The sequence below is a fragment of the Enterococcus rotai genome, from assembly GCF_001465345.1.
Classification (GTDB): Bacteria; Bacillota; Bacilli; order Lactobacillales; family Enterococcaceae; genus Enterococcus_L; species Enterococcus_L rotai.
In genome coordinates this window covers 2,922,424-2,937,949 of record NZ_CP013655.1, presented here as the reverse complement: position 1 = coordinate 2,937,949, position 15,526 = coordinate 2,922,424, and the positions used below count along the sequence as shown (strand labels likewise).

Annotated in this window: 17 protein-coding genes and 1 riboswitch; of the genes, 2 read left to right on the top strand and 15 right to left on the bottom strand. The window is 36.0% G+C overall.

Annotated features, from left to right (window positions below):
• Positions 1–207: 207 nt before the first annotated feature.
• Positions 208–984: a helix-turn-helix domain-containing protein gene (locus tag ATZ35_RS13055; protein WP_208927617.1), complete on the top strand. Its 777-nt coding sequence runs from the start codon at positions 208–210 to the stop codon at positions 982–984.
• A gap of 109 nt (positions 985–1,093) precedes the next feature.
• On the opposite strand, the gene rpsA is transcribed toward ATZ35_RS13055, so the two are convergent.
• The 5 genes from rpsA to ATZ35_RS13030 form a co-directional block, all read right to left on the bottom strand.
• On the bottom strand, positions 1,094–2,305 hold the full coding sequence (rpsA, locus tag ATZ35_RS13050; protein WP_208927616.1) for a 30S ribosomal protein S1: 1,212 nt from the start codon (positions 2,303–2,305) through the stop codon (positions 1,094–1,096).
• Between the two features lie 211 nt (positions 2,306–2,516).
• Complete coding sequence (gene cmk / locus ATZ35_RS13045; RefSeq protein ID WP_208927615.1) at positions 2,517–3,185, bottom strand: (d)CMP kinase; 669 nt, start codon at positions 3,183–3,185, stop codon at positions 2,517–2,519.
• Positions 3,186–3,296: 111 nt separating this feature from the next.
• A complete protein-coding gene (locus tag ATZ35_RS13040; RefSeq protein ID WP_208927614.1) occupies positions 3,297–3,860 on the bottom strand; it encodes an SAG1386/EF1546 family surface-associated protein in 564 nt (187 codons plus the stop codon).
• Positions 3,861–3,939: 79 nt separating this feature from the next.
• A complete protein-coding gene (locus ATZ35_RS13035; RefSeq protein WP_208927613.1) occupies positions 3,940–5,379 on the bottom strand; it encodes a RecQ family ATP-dependent DNA helicase in 1,440 nt (479 codons plus the stop codon).
• Entirely contained in the window at positions 5,376–6,410 is a 1,035-nt protein-coding gene (locus ATZ35_RS13030; RefSeq protein ID WP_208927612.1) for a YpbB family protein, read from the bottom strand. The genes ATZ35_RS13035 and ATZ35_RS13030 overlap by 4 nt, the downstream gene beginning before the upstream one ends.
• 39 nt (positions 6,411–6,449) lie before the next feature.
• On the opposite strand from ATZ35_RS13030, the gene ATZ35_RS13025 reads away from it, so the two are divergent.
• On the top strand, positions 6,450–6,662 hold the full coding sequence (locus ATZ35_RS13025; RefSeq protein WP_208927611.1) for a ferredoxin: 213 nt from the start codon (positions 6,450–6,452) through the stop codon (positions 6,660–6,662).
• A 64-nt stretch (positions 6,663–6,726) separates the two neighbouring features.
• On the opposite strand, the gene ATZ35_RS13020 is transcribed toward ATZ35_RS13025, so the two are convergent.
• From ATZ35_RS13020 to ATZ35_RS12975, 10 genes are all read right to left on the bottom strand, one after another.
• The gene (locus ATZ35_RS13020; RefSeq protein WP_208927610.1) at positions 6,727–7,452 is read right to left on the bottom strand and encodes an alpha/beta hydrolase; all 726 of its coding nucleotides are present in this window, start codon (positions 7,450–7,452) and stop codon (positions 6,727–6,729) included.
• Positions 7,453–7,584: 132 nt separating this feature from the next.
• The gene (locus ATZ35_RS13015; RefSeq protein WP_086279500.1) at positions 7,585–8,193 is read right to left on the bottom strand and encodes an ECF transporter S component; all 609 of its coding nucleotides are present in this window, start codon (positions 8,191–8,193) and stop codon (positions 7,585–7,587) included.
• Between the two features lie 521 nt (positions 8,194–8,714).
• Positions 8,715–8,839: riboswitch (FMN riboswitch) on the bottom strand.
• A gap of 169 nt (positions 8,840–9,008) precedes the next feature.
• Entirely contained in the window at positions 9,009–9,725 is a 717-nt protein-coding gene (locus ATZ35_RS13010; RefSeq protein ID WP_208927609.1) for a pseudouridine synthase, read from the bottom strand.
• Positions 9,726–10,343, bottom strand: a complete 618-nt coding sequence (gene scpB, locus ATZ35_RS13005) for an SMC-Scp complex subunit ScpB (protein ID WP_086279502.1) — start codon at positions 10,341–10,343, stop codon at positions 9,726–9,728. It lies immediately after the preceding gene.
• The gene (locus ATZ35_RS13000) at positions 10,340–11,119 is read right to left on the bottom strand and encodes a segregation/condensation protein A (RefSeq protein ID WP_208930491.1); all 780 of its coding nucleotides are present in this window, start codon (positions 11,117–11,119) and stop codon (positions 10,340–10,342) included. Before ATZ35_RS13000 ends, scpB begins: the two co-directional genes overlap by 4 nt.
• A gap of 44 nt (positions 11,120–11,163) precedes the next feature.
• The gene (locus ATZ35_RS12995) at positions 11,164–11,526 is read right to left on the bottom strand and encodes a GNAT family N-acetyltransferase (RefSeq protein WP_208927608.1); all 363 of its coding nucleotides are present in this window, start codon (positions 11,524–11,526) and stop codon (positions 11,164–11,166) included.
• Positions 11,527–11,555: 29 nt separating this feature from the next.
• Positions 11,556–12,446: a site-specific tyrosine recombinase XerD gene (gene xerD / locus ATZ35_RS12990; RefSeq protein WP_208927607.1), complete on the bottom strand. Its 891-nt coding sequence runs from the start codon at positions 12,444–12,446 to the stop codon at positions 11,556–11,558.
• A gap of 135 nt (positions 12,447–12,581) precedes the next feature.
• Entirely contained in the window at positions 12,582–13,514 is a 933-nt protein-coding gene (locus ATZ35_RS12985; protein WP_208927606.1) for an alpha/beta hydrolase, read from the bottom strand.
• Positions 13,515–13,629: 115 nt separating this feature from the next.
• The gene (locus ATZ35_RS12980; protein WP_208927605.1) at positions 13,630–14,259 is read right to left on the bottom strand and encodes an NUDIX hydrolase N-terminal domain-containing protein; all 630 of its coding nucleotides are present in this window, start codon (positions 14,257–14,259) and stop codon (positions 13,630–13,632) included.
• A 130-nt stretch (positions 14,260–14,389) separates the two neighbouring features.
• A complete protein-coding gene (locus ATZ35_RS12975; protein WP_208927604.1) occupies positions 14,390–15,484 on the bottom strand; it encodes a DUF871 domain-containing protein in 1,095 nt (364 codons plus the stop codon).
• Positions 15,485–15,526: the final 42 nt, after the last annotated feature.

Genomic DNA, 15,526 nt, shown 5'->3' with positions numbered 1-15,526 from the left:
AACGCTTACAAATTAATTTTAATCTATTTAAATCAATTTGTTAGGGAATATTTTAAGAAGATTATGGACAAAATTTACCTATCCGCGAATTTTTTTCACAAACAATTACACTTGAAAGCTGAATTTATTCAAGGTATCATAGAGTAATAAAGAAAATTTCACAAACAAAAAGGACTATTATCTCATCAAAGAAAAGAGGGTTTATTTATGTGCCGATTATTGATTGTCAGCAACGATCCAAACGAACAACGAATACTTCAACAATCTATCAACGATTCATTTATGAATATAAAAGTATTACCTCCAGCTGAAACGGAACAAGAAGCCTTAGCCATTGCCGAAAAGCTTTTGCCAGAAATTCTGTTGATTGCAATTGATCATTTAGATATTGATGGATTCATCGTAAAACGTAAAATAGTTCAACAACTGCCGAATATTAAAGTAATCATAATGACCGAGCGAGATAACTTCCAAAGTATCCATCAAGCTTTACGTTGTGGTGTAATCGATTATTTATTGACACCCATTGATTTTAATGAGTTAAAATTTGCGATCGATCGTTGTGTAAAATCTCTAAACCAAGTTTCTTTGATGGATGTCTTGAATAATAAACCAACTGTTTTAGCAAAAGAGCAAATTAATACGATTTTGGATTACATTCATGAACATTATGATGAAGAAATCAACTTGACAACTTTAGCCGATATTATGCATTTAAATCGTCATTATGTCAGCCGATTTTTTAAAGAGGCTGTGGGGATGAATTTTATTGATTACCTGACTGCTTATCGCATTGAAAAAGCCAAACAATTACTGATGAAGACAGAAGAATCTATCACTGAAATTTCTGGTACGGTTGGTTACATTGATTCTACCTATTTTAGTAAGTTATTTAAGAAAAAAGTGGGGCAATCCCCTCACCAATTCCGTAAACAGTATCGCGGGGAACATACCCCTGCTGATTTGCGTGTGATTTATAATTAATTTTATAACAAAACCCTCAGCCACTAAACGATCTTTACTGGTGAGGGTTTTTATTATTGGAACGAAAAAAGAACGAGGGTTTCCCCTCGCTCTTATATCTTAAACATCATTATTCTGAATCAGAATCTTGTGCTTTTAGTGCATCACCTAAGATATCACCCATTGTGAAACCAGTATTTTCTTCTGGTAACTCATATTCTTGAACATCTTTTGGTTCTTCTTGAGATTCTGGTTTTGCTTCTAATGCTTTGATGCTTAAAGCAATCCGGTGTTCATCTGGATTAACTTCCAATACTTTTACTTGAATAGCATCACCTTCTTGTAAAACTTCGTGAGGTGTTGCAATATGTTTATGCGAAATTTGAGAAATATGAACTAAGCCTTCAACACCTGGAAATACCTCAACAAATGCGCCGAAACTAGTTAAACGTTTGACAGTTCCATCAAGAACAGAACCAACAGCTGCTTTGTTTTCAATATCTTCCCAAGGTCCAGCCAATGTTTCTTTGATTGATAGAGAAACACGTTCTTCATCTGGATTAATCGAAAGAATTTTAACTTTTACATCGTCACCTACAGTTAACACATCACTTGGTTTCCCCACATGTTGATGCGCAATTTCAGAAACGTGCACTAATCCATCGATACCGCCTAAGTCAATAAACGCACCAAAATCAGTTAAACGAGCAACTTTTCCGTCAACGATATCACCATCATGTAAAGTAGCTAAGATATCTTTTTTCTTAGAATTTTTCTCAGCCGCAACAACTGCTTTATGCGATAAAATCAAGCGATTTTCTGAAGGCTCGATCTCGATGATTTTGAACGTCAATGTTTGGCCTTTATATTCTGAAAAATCAGCAACGAAATGGTCTTCTACCATTGATGCTGGAACAAATCCGCGGACACCTACATCAACAACTAAACCGCCTTTTACAACGTTTGTAACAGGTGCTTCGATGATTTTGCCTGCTTTGAAATCGGCTTCGATTTCTTCCCAAACTTTTTTAGCATCTAAACGACGTTTTGAAAGTAAATAGCTACCATTTTCTTTATCTTTACCAATCGATGTGATGACAACTAAATCTAAAATGTCACCGACACTCACTAATTCGTTGATATCTTCTACTTGTGTAGTTGATAATTCTTTTGCTGGTACTACGCCTTCAACGCCTGCACCTTCGATACCAACAACGACTTGTTTGTCCTCAACCGCAAGCACTTCACCTTTAACGATGTCGCCGACGCTTACCTCTTGGACACTGTTCATTGCATCTTCCATTGTTTCATTGCTGATTTCCACTTTTTTGTCTTCTGTCATGAATATATCCTCCTATGCCACCAAAAAATTCGTAAAAAACTGACCTACTCCCTTAATAGTACGGGATTTTACTGAAAAAATAAAGCGATTTCTCTCATTTTCTTTTTTTTATTTGAGATAAGAAGTTATTTTCTTTCTTTAAGACAAAGAAAGTATCACTTTAACACAGTTATACTTTCCTAAAAACAATTCTAATTGGCTTATAACAGGTTTAGTTTTTCTTTGAAATAACCTTTTCAATTGTATTTACAACCTCTTCAATACTCATACCCGTTGTATCGATTTTCACAGCATCTTCCGCTTGTTTTAAAGGCGAAACTTCCCTTGTTGAATCCAAATAATCACGGTGTTCGATTTCCTCTTTTAACGTTTCAAAGTCTGTTGTGATCCCTTTTTGTTGGTTTTCCTTATAGCGTCTTTCAGCACGCTCAACCACACTGGCAACTAAGAAAATTTTTACTTCTGCCTCAGGTAATACAGCTGTCCCAATATCACGACCATCCATTACAACGCCACCGGTCCGACCGATCATTTGCTGTAATTCGACCATCTTCTCCCTAACAGCGCCGTGTTTGGCAACGATTGAGACCGAATTCGTCACATCAGGTTGCCTGATTGCTTCAGTGACTTCAAGGCCATCAATAAAAACTAGCTGATCTTTTTCGGTTTGCTGGAATGAAATCGTATGATCTAAACATAAATCACTCAACGCTTTCTCATCTTCAAAATCGATATTTTTTTGGATTGCTAAATAGGTCAATGCTCGATACATAGCACCAGTATCACAATAAATATAATTCAATTTTTTGGCTAAAATCTTAGCTACCGTACTTTTCCCAGAAGATGCTGGGCCGTCAATGGCAATGCTTATCTTTTTCATAACAAACTCCTTTGTTTATCACATAGTAAAAGAGTCTGGCACAAAACATTGGTTGTTTTGTTGCAGACCCTTAATAATCGAGACCCAAAATAAAATTATTATCTCGAATGTTTATTTCACGCGCAGTTTATCTCCTGGGAATAAGGTTTCATTTCTAGAACGCCCATTTAACTGCTCCAATTGTTCGATAGAAATCCCATTTCGTGCTGCTACTTGTTGGAATCCTTCACCATTCAACACTTCTGTATATTCTGGCTCTTCTGCAACTGACTGAGGTGTTGACTCTTGCGGCACATTACTACTGCTACTATTTTGTCCGTCACCATTTGTTACATCAGAAGAAGATGCAGGCTGTTCTTGTGATGCATCAGCACTTGAAGATGATGGTTGTGTTGTGCTATTTTTTGTTGAAGATTGAACCACCACCGATGATGAAGGCTGACTAGCATTTTTATTGTCATTTGGTTTATCTCTCATCACGTAAAGGTATGTTCCAACTGGTAAAGCAATGATCAATAGTAAAAGAATCACTAAAATTGTTAGAAAGACCGTGTTGCCCTTTTTTTGTTGACGTTTCTCTGAGCGGGAACCCCCAGCATTTTTATCTGTTTCATAAATTGACTGCTCCCAAGGTTCACGTGCACCTGATGGTTTTTTCTTATCTTTTTTACTCACGTATCGTTCCTCCTAAAATTCTCTCGTTTGCTATTATACCACAGCTTTTTGTCAACTGCAGTCTAAAAAAAGATTATTTTCATTCTTTAAATAATCTTATTAAAATGTCCTCCCACTGATTGGAGATTTCGTTTTCTTCTGGTGATTGTACTATTCGGGCTTTGTACTTGTCAAAGGATAAGCCACAACGGTCACAACAAATTTCTTGACTGCTTTCCGTGATTTTTTCTGAAAAATACTGCTGAATGAATACACGACGGCATTTTGCTTCTTTGATATAGTTTAACATAACCGCTAATTGTTGTTGCCTTTCTTTCTCTTTTCTTAATAATCTTTGTTTCAACTCTTCAATTGTATAGTCTTTTTCTAAATAGCCTTGCAACCATTTTTGCTGAATTTCATTTAATACTGGCAAGAGATGTTCCTGATTCTCTGATTGTCTGGTAGCGAACTCATTTAAAAGTGTCCGATCTAGTCTACTTTCTGATTGGAAATAATAATGAATCGATTCATCCCCTTTTTGATAGAGTAAAATTGCAACACTCGCTTGACCATCTCGACCCGCCCGCCCGATTTCTTGAACATAATTCTCTAAGCTATCCGGGCAATCATAATGAATAACAAAACGCACATCAGGTTTATCGATCCCCATACCAAAGGCATTCGTAGCACATAAAACGTCTAATTGATTTGCTACAAACTGCTGTTGCAATAAACTACGTTCATTTGCAGTCAACCCGCCATGATAAAAAGCTGACGTTAAATCAGTTTCTTCTTTGATCAAACGATTGATTTTTTCGGCTGTTTTTCTAGTTGCACAATAAATGATCCCTTTATTTTTAAGCTGGGTCAAATAAGAAATGAGTGTATCGTTCTTTTCTGTACACTGATTGACAATCAAACCAATATTAGGTCGATTTACAGAATAAATCACTTCAGAAACGTTTGTCCGATAGCTAAAAACTTGATTGATAATTTCTTTTTTAACTGCTGGCGTTGCTGTAGCAGTTAATGCTAATGTTAGTGGATTGCCACACTCTGCTTGAATCTTAGCTAATTTGGTATATTCTGGTCTAAAATCAACGCCCCATTGAGAAACGCAGTGCGCTTCGTCAACGACAAACAAGGCGATCTTTAAATGAGCTATTTTGGTACGAACCTCTTTTTGTGTCAACGTTTCAGGACTGATCAAAATATACTTATAATCCCTTAAATGATTTAGGACATATTGCTTTTCTGAAAAAGACAAACTACTATTTATTGCTATCACACTTGTTTCACCTTTTTTTTGAAGCTGGATCACTTGGTCTTCCATCAAAGAAAGTAACGGTGAGACAATCAGCACTGAACCCGTTAGTATCTGTCCAACAAATTGATAACATAACGATTTACCTGTTCCTGTAGGTAAGACAGCCAACGTATCTTGGTTTCTTAATAATTGCTCGATTACTTCTTTTTGTCCCGGTTTAAATGTATTGAACCCGAATTTGGTTTGCAGCACTTGTTCTAAATTGATCATCCTCGGCTTGCTTCTCTTTCTTCTCTTAATTTTTGAATTTGATACAAACGAAACTCGAAATAGTCCACTTCTGGATTTTCTTGTTTTACCAAACGATAGGTCCAATCTTGATAAGGCTTTGAATAGTCGCCTAAACAAGCATAAGTCGGCTGCGATATAAAGCGCTCAAATGGAAAATCCTTTGTTAAAGCTAGCTCCATTAGATGATCCTTGATCGTGCTCAGTTTCACTTTCCTTTGTACAGCTAATGCTTCTACTGAAGGTTGCATTTTCAAGTATCGAGCCGTTTCATTCATACTTTTATTTTCATTTTGTTTCAACAATGGCAGGAGCAGCTTTTTTAGGAAAGAAGCATCTGGCATCAATAAAATCGTATCAATCAAATGATGCAGCTTTTCTTTTTTGATTAAAAATCGGTTAAAGACAGTCTCTTGATTGGGCATTACTTGAAACGATGTTTTCCCAATTGTTTGATAGCCTGAAAATTGCTGTGCAAAAAAATCCGCTTCTTCTTTAGGGAGTGCAGAAAAAATTTGAGTCCATTCCTTTTTGACCGTTTCAATCAATTGCGCTTTTGGTAGTGATCTTATATACGTTTTTATTTGTTTTTGGTATAAAGGTGATTGTTCAAGTGGAAGATAATTTTTATTGTTAAAAGATAAATGAGAAACGACTTGTACAGTAAATTGAAGTAAACGCCAAATCATTTCATCTGTTTTACCAAAGCGATAATTATCGATCCAAGAATAGTGGTCCTTTTCATGAGTCAATGCTTGTAACCCTCTAGCCGTGATCTGAACCTCACTATCACTTGTTTTAGACAATAGCTTTTGCTTCACCAAATTATCTAATAGGATATCAAACTGTTTTTCAGACAGCTCAGGAAATAACTGGAAGAAGCGCAAATTTTCATAAAGAAACCCATATAATAAAACGGAACTTGTCCGTTTTCCTTTTAAAAGATGATACAAAGTTGAGGTACGCACCTTGTATCCATGTTGAAATAAAGCTAAAATAAAGGAAGGCTCCATATTTCCACCTCTTTCAATGACAGAATAGGATGTGCTTATATGTTATGTAAAATAATTCCTGAAAAATGCATTGCTTGTGGCTTATGTCAAGTTTATGCACCAGAAATTTTTGATTATAATGATGACGGCATCGTCATCTTGAAAAATGATAGCGAGGCTTTTCAAGAGTTTGTTCCTGAACGTCAACAAGCTAATGCTTTAACAGCGTACCGTAAATGTCCCGTTCGTGCAATAGAGATTGTAGAAAAATAAAAAATCTATAAATCCTAAAAGGAGAAGATCCTTGTTTTAAAATAAGATCTTCTCCTTTTAGGATTCAATTGATTGTATTCAGCCACTCAACTACTTTACGAGCAACTTCATCTTGTTGTTCATCATTATTTATCTTAGCAGGATTATCGCCCTTTTGCTCACCATAACTACCAAATCCAGCATGGTTCCCTCCATTGATTTCTTCATAAACTGTTTGCTTAGGTAAATATTTTTTGGCTTGATCATACGCTTGCCAATTTAAAACACCGTCTTCAGATCCAGTCAATGATAGGACTGATCCTTCAAAATTTGAAAGACTGCCCTTTTTATCAGGATAACTTGCTAAAAAAAATACACCTTTCACTGCCTCTTGATTCTTCCGTTCGGCAACAAAACGACTAGCCATCACGCCTCCTAAGGAATGTCCCCCGATAACATACTTACTTAGATGATTAGCCTCTATGATTTGTTCAGCTTTATTTTGTCCTAAAACAGCTAGATTTAACGGTTCTTTTACAAGATAGACCGGAAAACCAGCCTCTGCTACTTTTTCAGCCCAAATACTATAACTAGCAGTTTCTACTAAAGCTCCTTGATAAAAAATAAGGGCTGGTTTTTCTTGATTCCCCTTAAAAAATAATACACCGTTTTCGTCTATCGCCTTTTTTGAAACTTCTAAAGCGTTTGTTGTAGGCGTATATGTAATGGTTTTCAGGTAAAATAAGCCAATTAAAACCAAAGCTATCAGTACACCGACAAACCAAAGGAAACGTTTCTGCCATTTTTTCATTTGCTGTCCTCCTCTTTCTCGTCTCATCTATAATATCAGAAATCATGTTAAAAACAGACAATTATGGCTCAAAAAAAAATATAAAGCAGAACAAGCCGTCCGCTCTATATTTTTTTAGTTTATATCAATCAATTATTTAGTTATCGTCTTTTTATTGCCCAACTGATATTGTTTTCTAGAAAGCCATGGTAAAAGTTTTGCATGAAGAATCAAGAAAACAGCACTCACAATTGCGCCTTTGATCAAGTTGAATGGAATAATACCGATCGTAACGTATTTTGCTAATGACATTCCTAAAAATTGTCCCGCTGATACGCCGAACAGTTTCAAATAAAGTGGTGTGATCACAAAATAATTGGCTACACCCATGAAAACTGTTAAAGCGATTATTCCTGTAGAAATGCCTAAAACTTTATTTGAAAGCTTGTCGCTTCCTCGTTTGAAAAAGTAATACATCGGTAAAGTAAAGACAGTTGTGGCAAAAAAGCTAGCCGCATCTCCAACTAAATTTTGTGGTGATGCACCTGTTGTGAATAGATGCAGTACAGATCTTATAAAAGCTGTACTGATTCCAGCTAATGGTCCGAATAAAAACATGCTGATCATAACTGGAATGTCGCTGAAATCGATTTTTAAAAAACTTAGTGATGGTATGATCGGAAACGCCACAAATTGTAAAACCACACCGATTGCTGCTAACATTGCTACACTTACCATTTTTTGTACCTTGTTGTTTCGCATATGAAATCCTCCTGTTTAAGGACCCATCTTCAAACGAACTTCTTTAAACTGACTTTTCAGTGATTGCTCTTGCTCTGCTGTGAAAAGTTACTTGGTTGAACGATCGGAATTCTGTCGTTACATACTGCTTGGTTATACCAGATTATTGGTCATTATTTGATTGTGTTCAAAGATACTGCAGTATTTCGTAATGAAAGAGATAGTAACCATCATTAGTTTTTAGTTAAGTATGGCGTTTCAACTTCTCTTTTCCTTGGTCCAGTAGTGTTCATCATCTACTCTGTCCTTTGGCCAATCGTAGTCCTTCAATTCTTAGAGCTTTAGCTCTTAGAAATTGATGAGATCGAAGCACAGCGTAGTGATTCAGTACTGAGGTTACTTCGCTCTCTTCGTTCGCCAAGTACTGTTCATCATCTACTCTGTCCTTTGGCCAATCGTAGTGATTCACAGCAAAAACTCTATTTTCCAGCAGGGAAAATAGAGTAGAGTTATCTTATCTGAAAAATGCCAATTCAAATAAGCCCTATCTTCTTTATCCAGACTTTACTGTCGGTATTGGAATTTCACCAATTCAGCCACTTCAAATGAAGTAGGTCGTGGACTATAACCACCGGTCGGGAATTTCACCCTGCCCCTGAAGACGAACCTTTATTAAATTTTTGTACATCTCCTATTATACATCTAAAAGATGAAAAAGCAATAGTTACGTTCTTCACATGAATAAGTTAAAAAAAAAGGGTGAAATAAAAGCTAAAACCACTTTTATCTTGCCCTTTAGTTACTATAAACAGTAGAAACAGAATCAATTTCTTCTACTACTTCGATTGATTCATCAAAACGCTAATTTCTTTTTTATTAAGATTACGATATTCCCCTGGGCGTAGCCCTTTTAAAGTCAAATCGCCATACTTTTCTCTTTTTAGTTTCTGAACTGGGTAGCCAACTGCTTGCAACATGTTTTTTACTTGATGATTGCGTCCTTCATGGATTGTCAGTTCTACAATACTTGTGTTTGTTTTTAAATCGACAGATATAATCTCAAATGCCGCAGGTGCAGTCTTGTAGCCTTCGATTTTCATCCCTCTGGTTAGTGGCAACAAATCATGTTTTTTGGCTAAGCCTTTTACTTTTGCCACATATACCTTATCGATTTCATGACTTGGATGGGTCAATTTTTGAGAAAACTCACCATCATTCGTCAAAAGCAATAGACCTGATGTGTCATAGTCTAATCGCCCAACTGGATAAATCCGTTCTTTGATGTGTGAGAAAAAATCTGTTACAACTTTTCTCCCTTTATCATCAGAAACAGCGGAAATTACCCCTTTTGGCTTGTAGAAAAGATAATAACCATACTCTTCTTTATAGATTGGCACATCATCAACTTCGACCTTGTCATTTTTTCCAACTTGGGTACCTAATTCACGAATGATTTTCCCATTTACTTTAACTCGTCCATTAACGATGTATTCTTCTGCTTTTCTGCGAGAGGCAATCCCCGCATGCGCAATTACTTTTTGAAGTCTTTCCATCTAGTTTTCTTCCTCCGATTTGGTTGTATCCGTTGTTATTTCTTCTTCATTGAGTTCTTTGTAACGATCGAAAAAGAGGTCTAAAGGTAGTTCTTCAGCGATTTCTTCTTCCATCTGATGAATATCAGGTAATTCTTCTAGCGATCTTAAACCAAAATAATCCATAAAATAAGCGGTTGTGCCATATAAAATAGCTCGACCTGGTCCATCTACTCGCCCTTTTTCTTCAATCAATTGGCGAGCAACTAATTTTTGCATCGAACCAGCAGATTGTACGCCTCTGATCTCATCAACTTCTACTCTTGAAATTGGCTGTTTGTAGGCCACGATCGACAACGTTTCAAGTGCTGCTTGAGATAACGCATTGGAAATCGGCGACTGCGCATATTTTTTTAATAATGGAGCAAAGTTTTTTTTGGTAGATAGAATAAAATGATTTCCTACTTCTAAAATATTTAAAGCAGATTGTTTATCTGATTCATAGCGTTCTTTTAAAGTGGTCAAGGCTTCATAGGTTTTTGCCGTGGAAAGGTTTAGCAGATAGGATAATTCTTCTAGCCCAATCCCTTCTTCACCAACAACAAACAGAATCGCTTCAATTTGGCTGACTGTGGTCACATTGTTTCCTCCGTACTTGATTCAATCTCTTCAGACCTATTATATAATAAAATCGTACTATAATTGTCCTCTTGTTCTACATGGATAATACCTTTTTTCATTAATTCCAGCAATGCCATAAAAGTCGTAACGACCTCTTGTTTTGAATAAGAAGTGAAAAATGATTCAAAATGAATGGGTGTATTGTAATCCATTTGGCACATTCTTTGAGAAATCGTTGTAATTTTCTCTTCAATCGATACATCGTCTCCGCTAACCGTCGTTTCTACAGGTTGGCGACTCTTTTTCTTTTCTAGCATTGAATGAAATGCTAAGAATAAATCAATTGTGTTTAATTGGTTTGGTTCTAATAATGGGTTGTCTTCTTTGTACTCATCGATATCCATTGGTTCTTTTGTATAATAAAGGCTTCGTTCAGATTCTTTATCATGCAAGAGTCCTGCTGCGTATTTAAATTTACGATATTCCAATAATTGAGCAACTAATGCATCCCGCGGATCTTCTCCATCCAAGATTTCATCATCTTCTGTCAGTTCTAATTCTTGTTTAGGCAAGAGCATTTTGCTTTTAATGGCCATCAATGTTGCTGCCATCACAATATATTCTCCAGCAATCTCTAATTCCAAGGTTTTCATTGTATGGATGTAGTTCATGTACTGTTCCGTTACTGCAGCGATTGGAATGTCATAAATATCGATTTCTAATTTTTGGATTAAATGCAACAGAAGATCCAATGGTCCTTCAAATACATCCAATTTCACATTAATTTCCTGCAAGATCATCCAACTTTCTTTTTAAGCTCTTTAGTTTACCACAAAATTCACGCATTGTGTTCTTTCCATTTAGATAAATAGGCAGATGTTGCCAATGTGCCATAGATTTTTGTGTCCGGATAGAGTTCAACAATTTCGTCTAACAGTTCGAAACCAATCTTTTCGCCTCTAAAAGAAGGGTTGATTGATATATCATGTAAAATCATCGCTTCAGATGTTTCTACTTCGATCCCCACAATTCCTTGAATATTTTGTTCTCCAGCTGGCGTCCAAAATAACAGATGTAAGTCATTTTCTGTTTCATACATATCTATTCCTTTTAGTAATGCCTGATATTCAGTCAGTTTTTGGTGAAAGCTTAATAGTCCCATTGCAATCTTACGTTGCTCTTTTCGATAATAGTTTAACATGATCTCACCGTCTTTCTTTTTTAGCCTCATTAGGCTCTTGGAAAATGCTGTTTATAGACATCTGCCATACGTTGCTTGGTAATATGTGTATAGATTTGTGTTGTAGAAATATCAGCATGTCCTAAAAGTTCCTGGACAATTCTCAGATCAGCACCATTTTCTAACAGATGAGTGGCAAAACTATGGCGTAATGTATGCGGTGTGATATTTTTATGAATTCCAGCTGCCACAACGATTTGGTTCAAATTTTTCCAGACTCCTTGGCGAGACAACGGTCTGCCATGATGATTGACAAATAAGTGGGTCTCGTTTTGATTTTTCTTTATCAAAACAGGACGCGCTTCTTCTAAGTATTTTTCGATCCACTTGATCGCATAATCACCTAGTGGAATAATTCGTTCTTTATCCCCTTTACCAATGGTCTGCAATAATCCAATCGACAGATGTAAGTCTCCAATTTTCAAATCTACTAACTCACTCACCCGCAACCCTGTTGCATACATTACTTCTAAAATCGTTCGATTCCGGATCCCTAAAGGTTTGGACGTATCTGGTGTTTCAATCAGCAAAGTGACTTCTTCAACAGATAGCGTGCTAGGTAGCTTTTGAGCCTTTTTAGGTGAATCGATATGTTGCATTGGATCATGATCTGTGATCCGTTCTTGCCTTAGAAATTGATGAAATCCCCGTAAGCTTGAAATCATTCTAATGATCGTTGCAGAGGAATTGTTTTGATTATGCAGCATTTGTAAGTATTCCATAATTGTGTAACGATCGATTTTTTGCCAAGCGTCGATTTTTTGCTCGCTTAGAAACGTGCTGTATTTATGTAAGTCTCGTTCGTAACTCTTCCTTGTATTGAGAGAAAGTCCTCGTTCTATTTGTAAGTAATGGAGATAGTCAATGATTTGTTCTTCCATCTATTTTACCTCATTTCTTTTTATTATCATATCAAAGAATTCTGGCAGCTGTATAGTGAAATCATAAAATTTGTGAAAATAGATTATTGCTCTAAAAAATCGTCACCAGTATTTTCAACTGGATGACGATTATCGTTAATCTACGTATGTTGTTAAAAAGCTGCCAACTTTTTCTTTATAGGCTTTTGGATCGACTGTATAAGCTTTAGCATGAGCTGCCCCTTTTACAACAAACTTCTCTTTAGGTGCATCAGTTGCTTCATATACTTCATCTAACATTTCAAACGGAACAAACTTGTCTGCATCGCCATGGATAAACAACATCGGTACTTTATTTTTCTTCAATTGTGCAACTGAACTTGCTTCGCCAAAGAAATAACCAGCACGAATTTTAGTAATCAGACTTGTCACTGGGATCAACGGAAAGGCCGGTAAATTAAACATATCCTTCAATTGATAAGCTAGTTCTCCGTTAACAGTAGAATAACCGCAATCTTCAACAATCGCTTTAACATTGCTTGGCAGCTTTTCCCCACTAGTCATCATTACAGTGGCACCGCCCATGCTGATCCCATATAAAGTAATTTGCGCGTCGTTACCATTCTCAGCGATCACTTTATCGATCCATTGAAGATAATCTTTGCGCTCTGGCCAACCAAAACCAATATAATCCCCTTCGCTTTCGCCATGTCCACGAGCATCTGGTACTAAAACATTATAGCCCCAATCATGATACATTTTAGCGAAACTGGCCATTGTTTCGGCGCTACCCATATAACCATGCGCCATGATAACATTTTTATCCGTTTTTGCTTCTGCTGGCAAATAGATTGCTTTTAATTTCAAACCATCCTTAGAGGTTAAATCCCAGTATGAACGATTCTTTTCTTCTTTAAACCATTTTTCTTCTGGCGTTTTCACTTCAACATCTGTTCCTGGCGTATCCCCAGCTAAAAAATCTTTTTGCGACGGCACAACAGCATAATTATAGAAATACATGCCTGCTCCAGTCAATACAATGACAATTAAAACAACGATAGCGATCAAAATTTTTACTATGCGATTCATCCCATTACTCCCCATTTAAAAGCATCATTAAAAAACACATTATTTGGTCAAAAAATGATACTAGCTTTTTTCAAATTCTTAAATAGTATAATGTTTTATTGAATTTTTCGCAATATTAATCACAAATAACGACATTTTTTTTCGTTTGTTCGTCTGCAAAAATCATCTCAAAATTGTCTATAATGTTCCGTTCTTTAGAAATTGGCAATAAATAAATCTCTTGTAATGAAAAGAAACCAACATCATTCGTTTCTATGCCTGTTTTTAGCATTTCATTTTCAGCTTCACATCGAATGAAAAATTTATAAACATACGTCAATGCGGGAGGAAAATTATGTTTTGACATATCTAATACGGCAATCAATCGCTCTGCCTTTACTGTTATTCCAGCTTCTTCCATGGTTTCCTTTTCAGCTATTTCCTTAGGCGAATAACCAATATCTGCCCAACCTCCTGGTAAAGACCAACAGTTATCACTTTTTTCTTTTACAAGTAATAATTTTCCAGCTTGATTAAAAACGACTGCACGAATATCGACTTTGGGTGTTGCATACCCTTCATCTTGATCAACAAGAATCGTTAATGCTTGATCTGATAAACCTGGATACAGCGTACTCATTAACTGTTTTGTCACTTGAAAAAGTTCTTCATATCGTTCTTGATCAAAAATATCTTTTCCATATTTTTTTCCCGTTTGAGCGATGCCTTGAAGCTTTGCCAATAAAATACTTAATTCTTTTTCCATAAGACTCACCTCGTTTCTTTCTATTTTAACGAAGATGTTTGTGATTTACAGTTTACCTGAACATTCTTAAGGAAGAAAAAATAAAACCAAGTAAAGGTCATGTAAAACTTTTACTTGGCTTTATTTTTTTCTATTTACTATTTTCGATTAATTTGAAACTAGACCAAGGTTTTAAGAAATCCAACAAGAATAGCTCATCATCAGAGATCCGACCAACAACATTCACTCGGCCATCATTCTTCATTGGTTTTAAAGCGATTTGTGTTTCGCCTTTATATTGTCCATAATCAACATTGTCGATCAAGACATCCCCTTTTGTCATGTCTTTTGTATTATGCGCAGGAAAAGCACGATCTTTAAAGTGAATTCGAGTCATCGTTGAACGTAAAATATATTCTGAACGATCACCACGATAGCTATGAAGACTTGTGAATAACACTTCTCTTTCATCATCACTGATATCTTTAGCAACGTCAACTTTCACAGACGGATATTCCGCATTAAAGGCCTCGGCCATCGCTTTTAATTCTGCTTCTGATGCATAAGCATTTCCCACTAAAATATCATCGATCAAACCAGTCAACACTAAATGTTTTACTTGAGTAGCGATTTCCAAATCACGATGATCTTCTAAAGAACACAAACCATCTTGCGTTGGCCAAGGACCAAAGGTTGCGTCATGAGAATTAACAAAGGCCATCGTATTTAAATTATATTTTCTAAATTTTTCAGAGCAGTAAACAAAATGATCATAACCTAAACCAGAATAGCGATGTGGATAAAAATTATGTGAGCCTAATAAATTATCTGTATTTGGTGAATAGCTCATGATGTTGTCTACATAGTTTGTTCCAGAACTCATATTGATTTCAATTTTGATGCCGTATGGGTTACGCGTCATTCTTGCCTCTTCAGCACCAGTAAAACCAACGTCTAACCGTACGCCATAAGCGCCCATTTCATCAAAAAACGATAAGTCATCGTAAGAGATTTCTAATTGTTCAAATAAGGCAGGATTAATATCGACCATGACTTCCATTCCAAGACTATTCGCATAATCAACAACTTTTTTAAACTCTGCTAAAACCTTTTCTTTATCTTCTGTAATTTGAAGTAAACTTGTAAAAACACGCTTAAATCCATATTTATGCGCTAAGTCTAGATATGCTTTGTCCTTTTCAAAAGTTGATCTTTCTGGATAAATCGAAATACCTAATTTTCCCATGATTACTGCCTCCTAAAATTTGTATTGATTATAATGTATCCA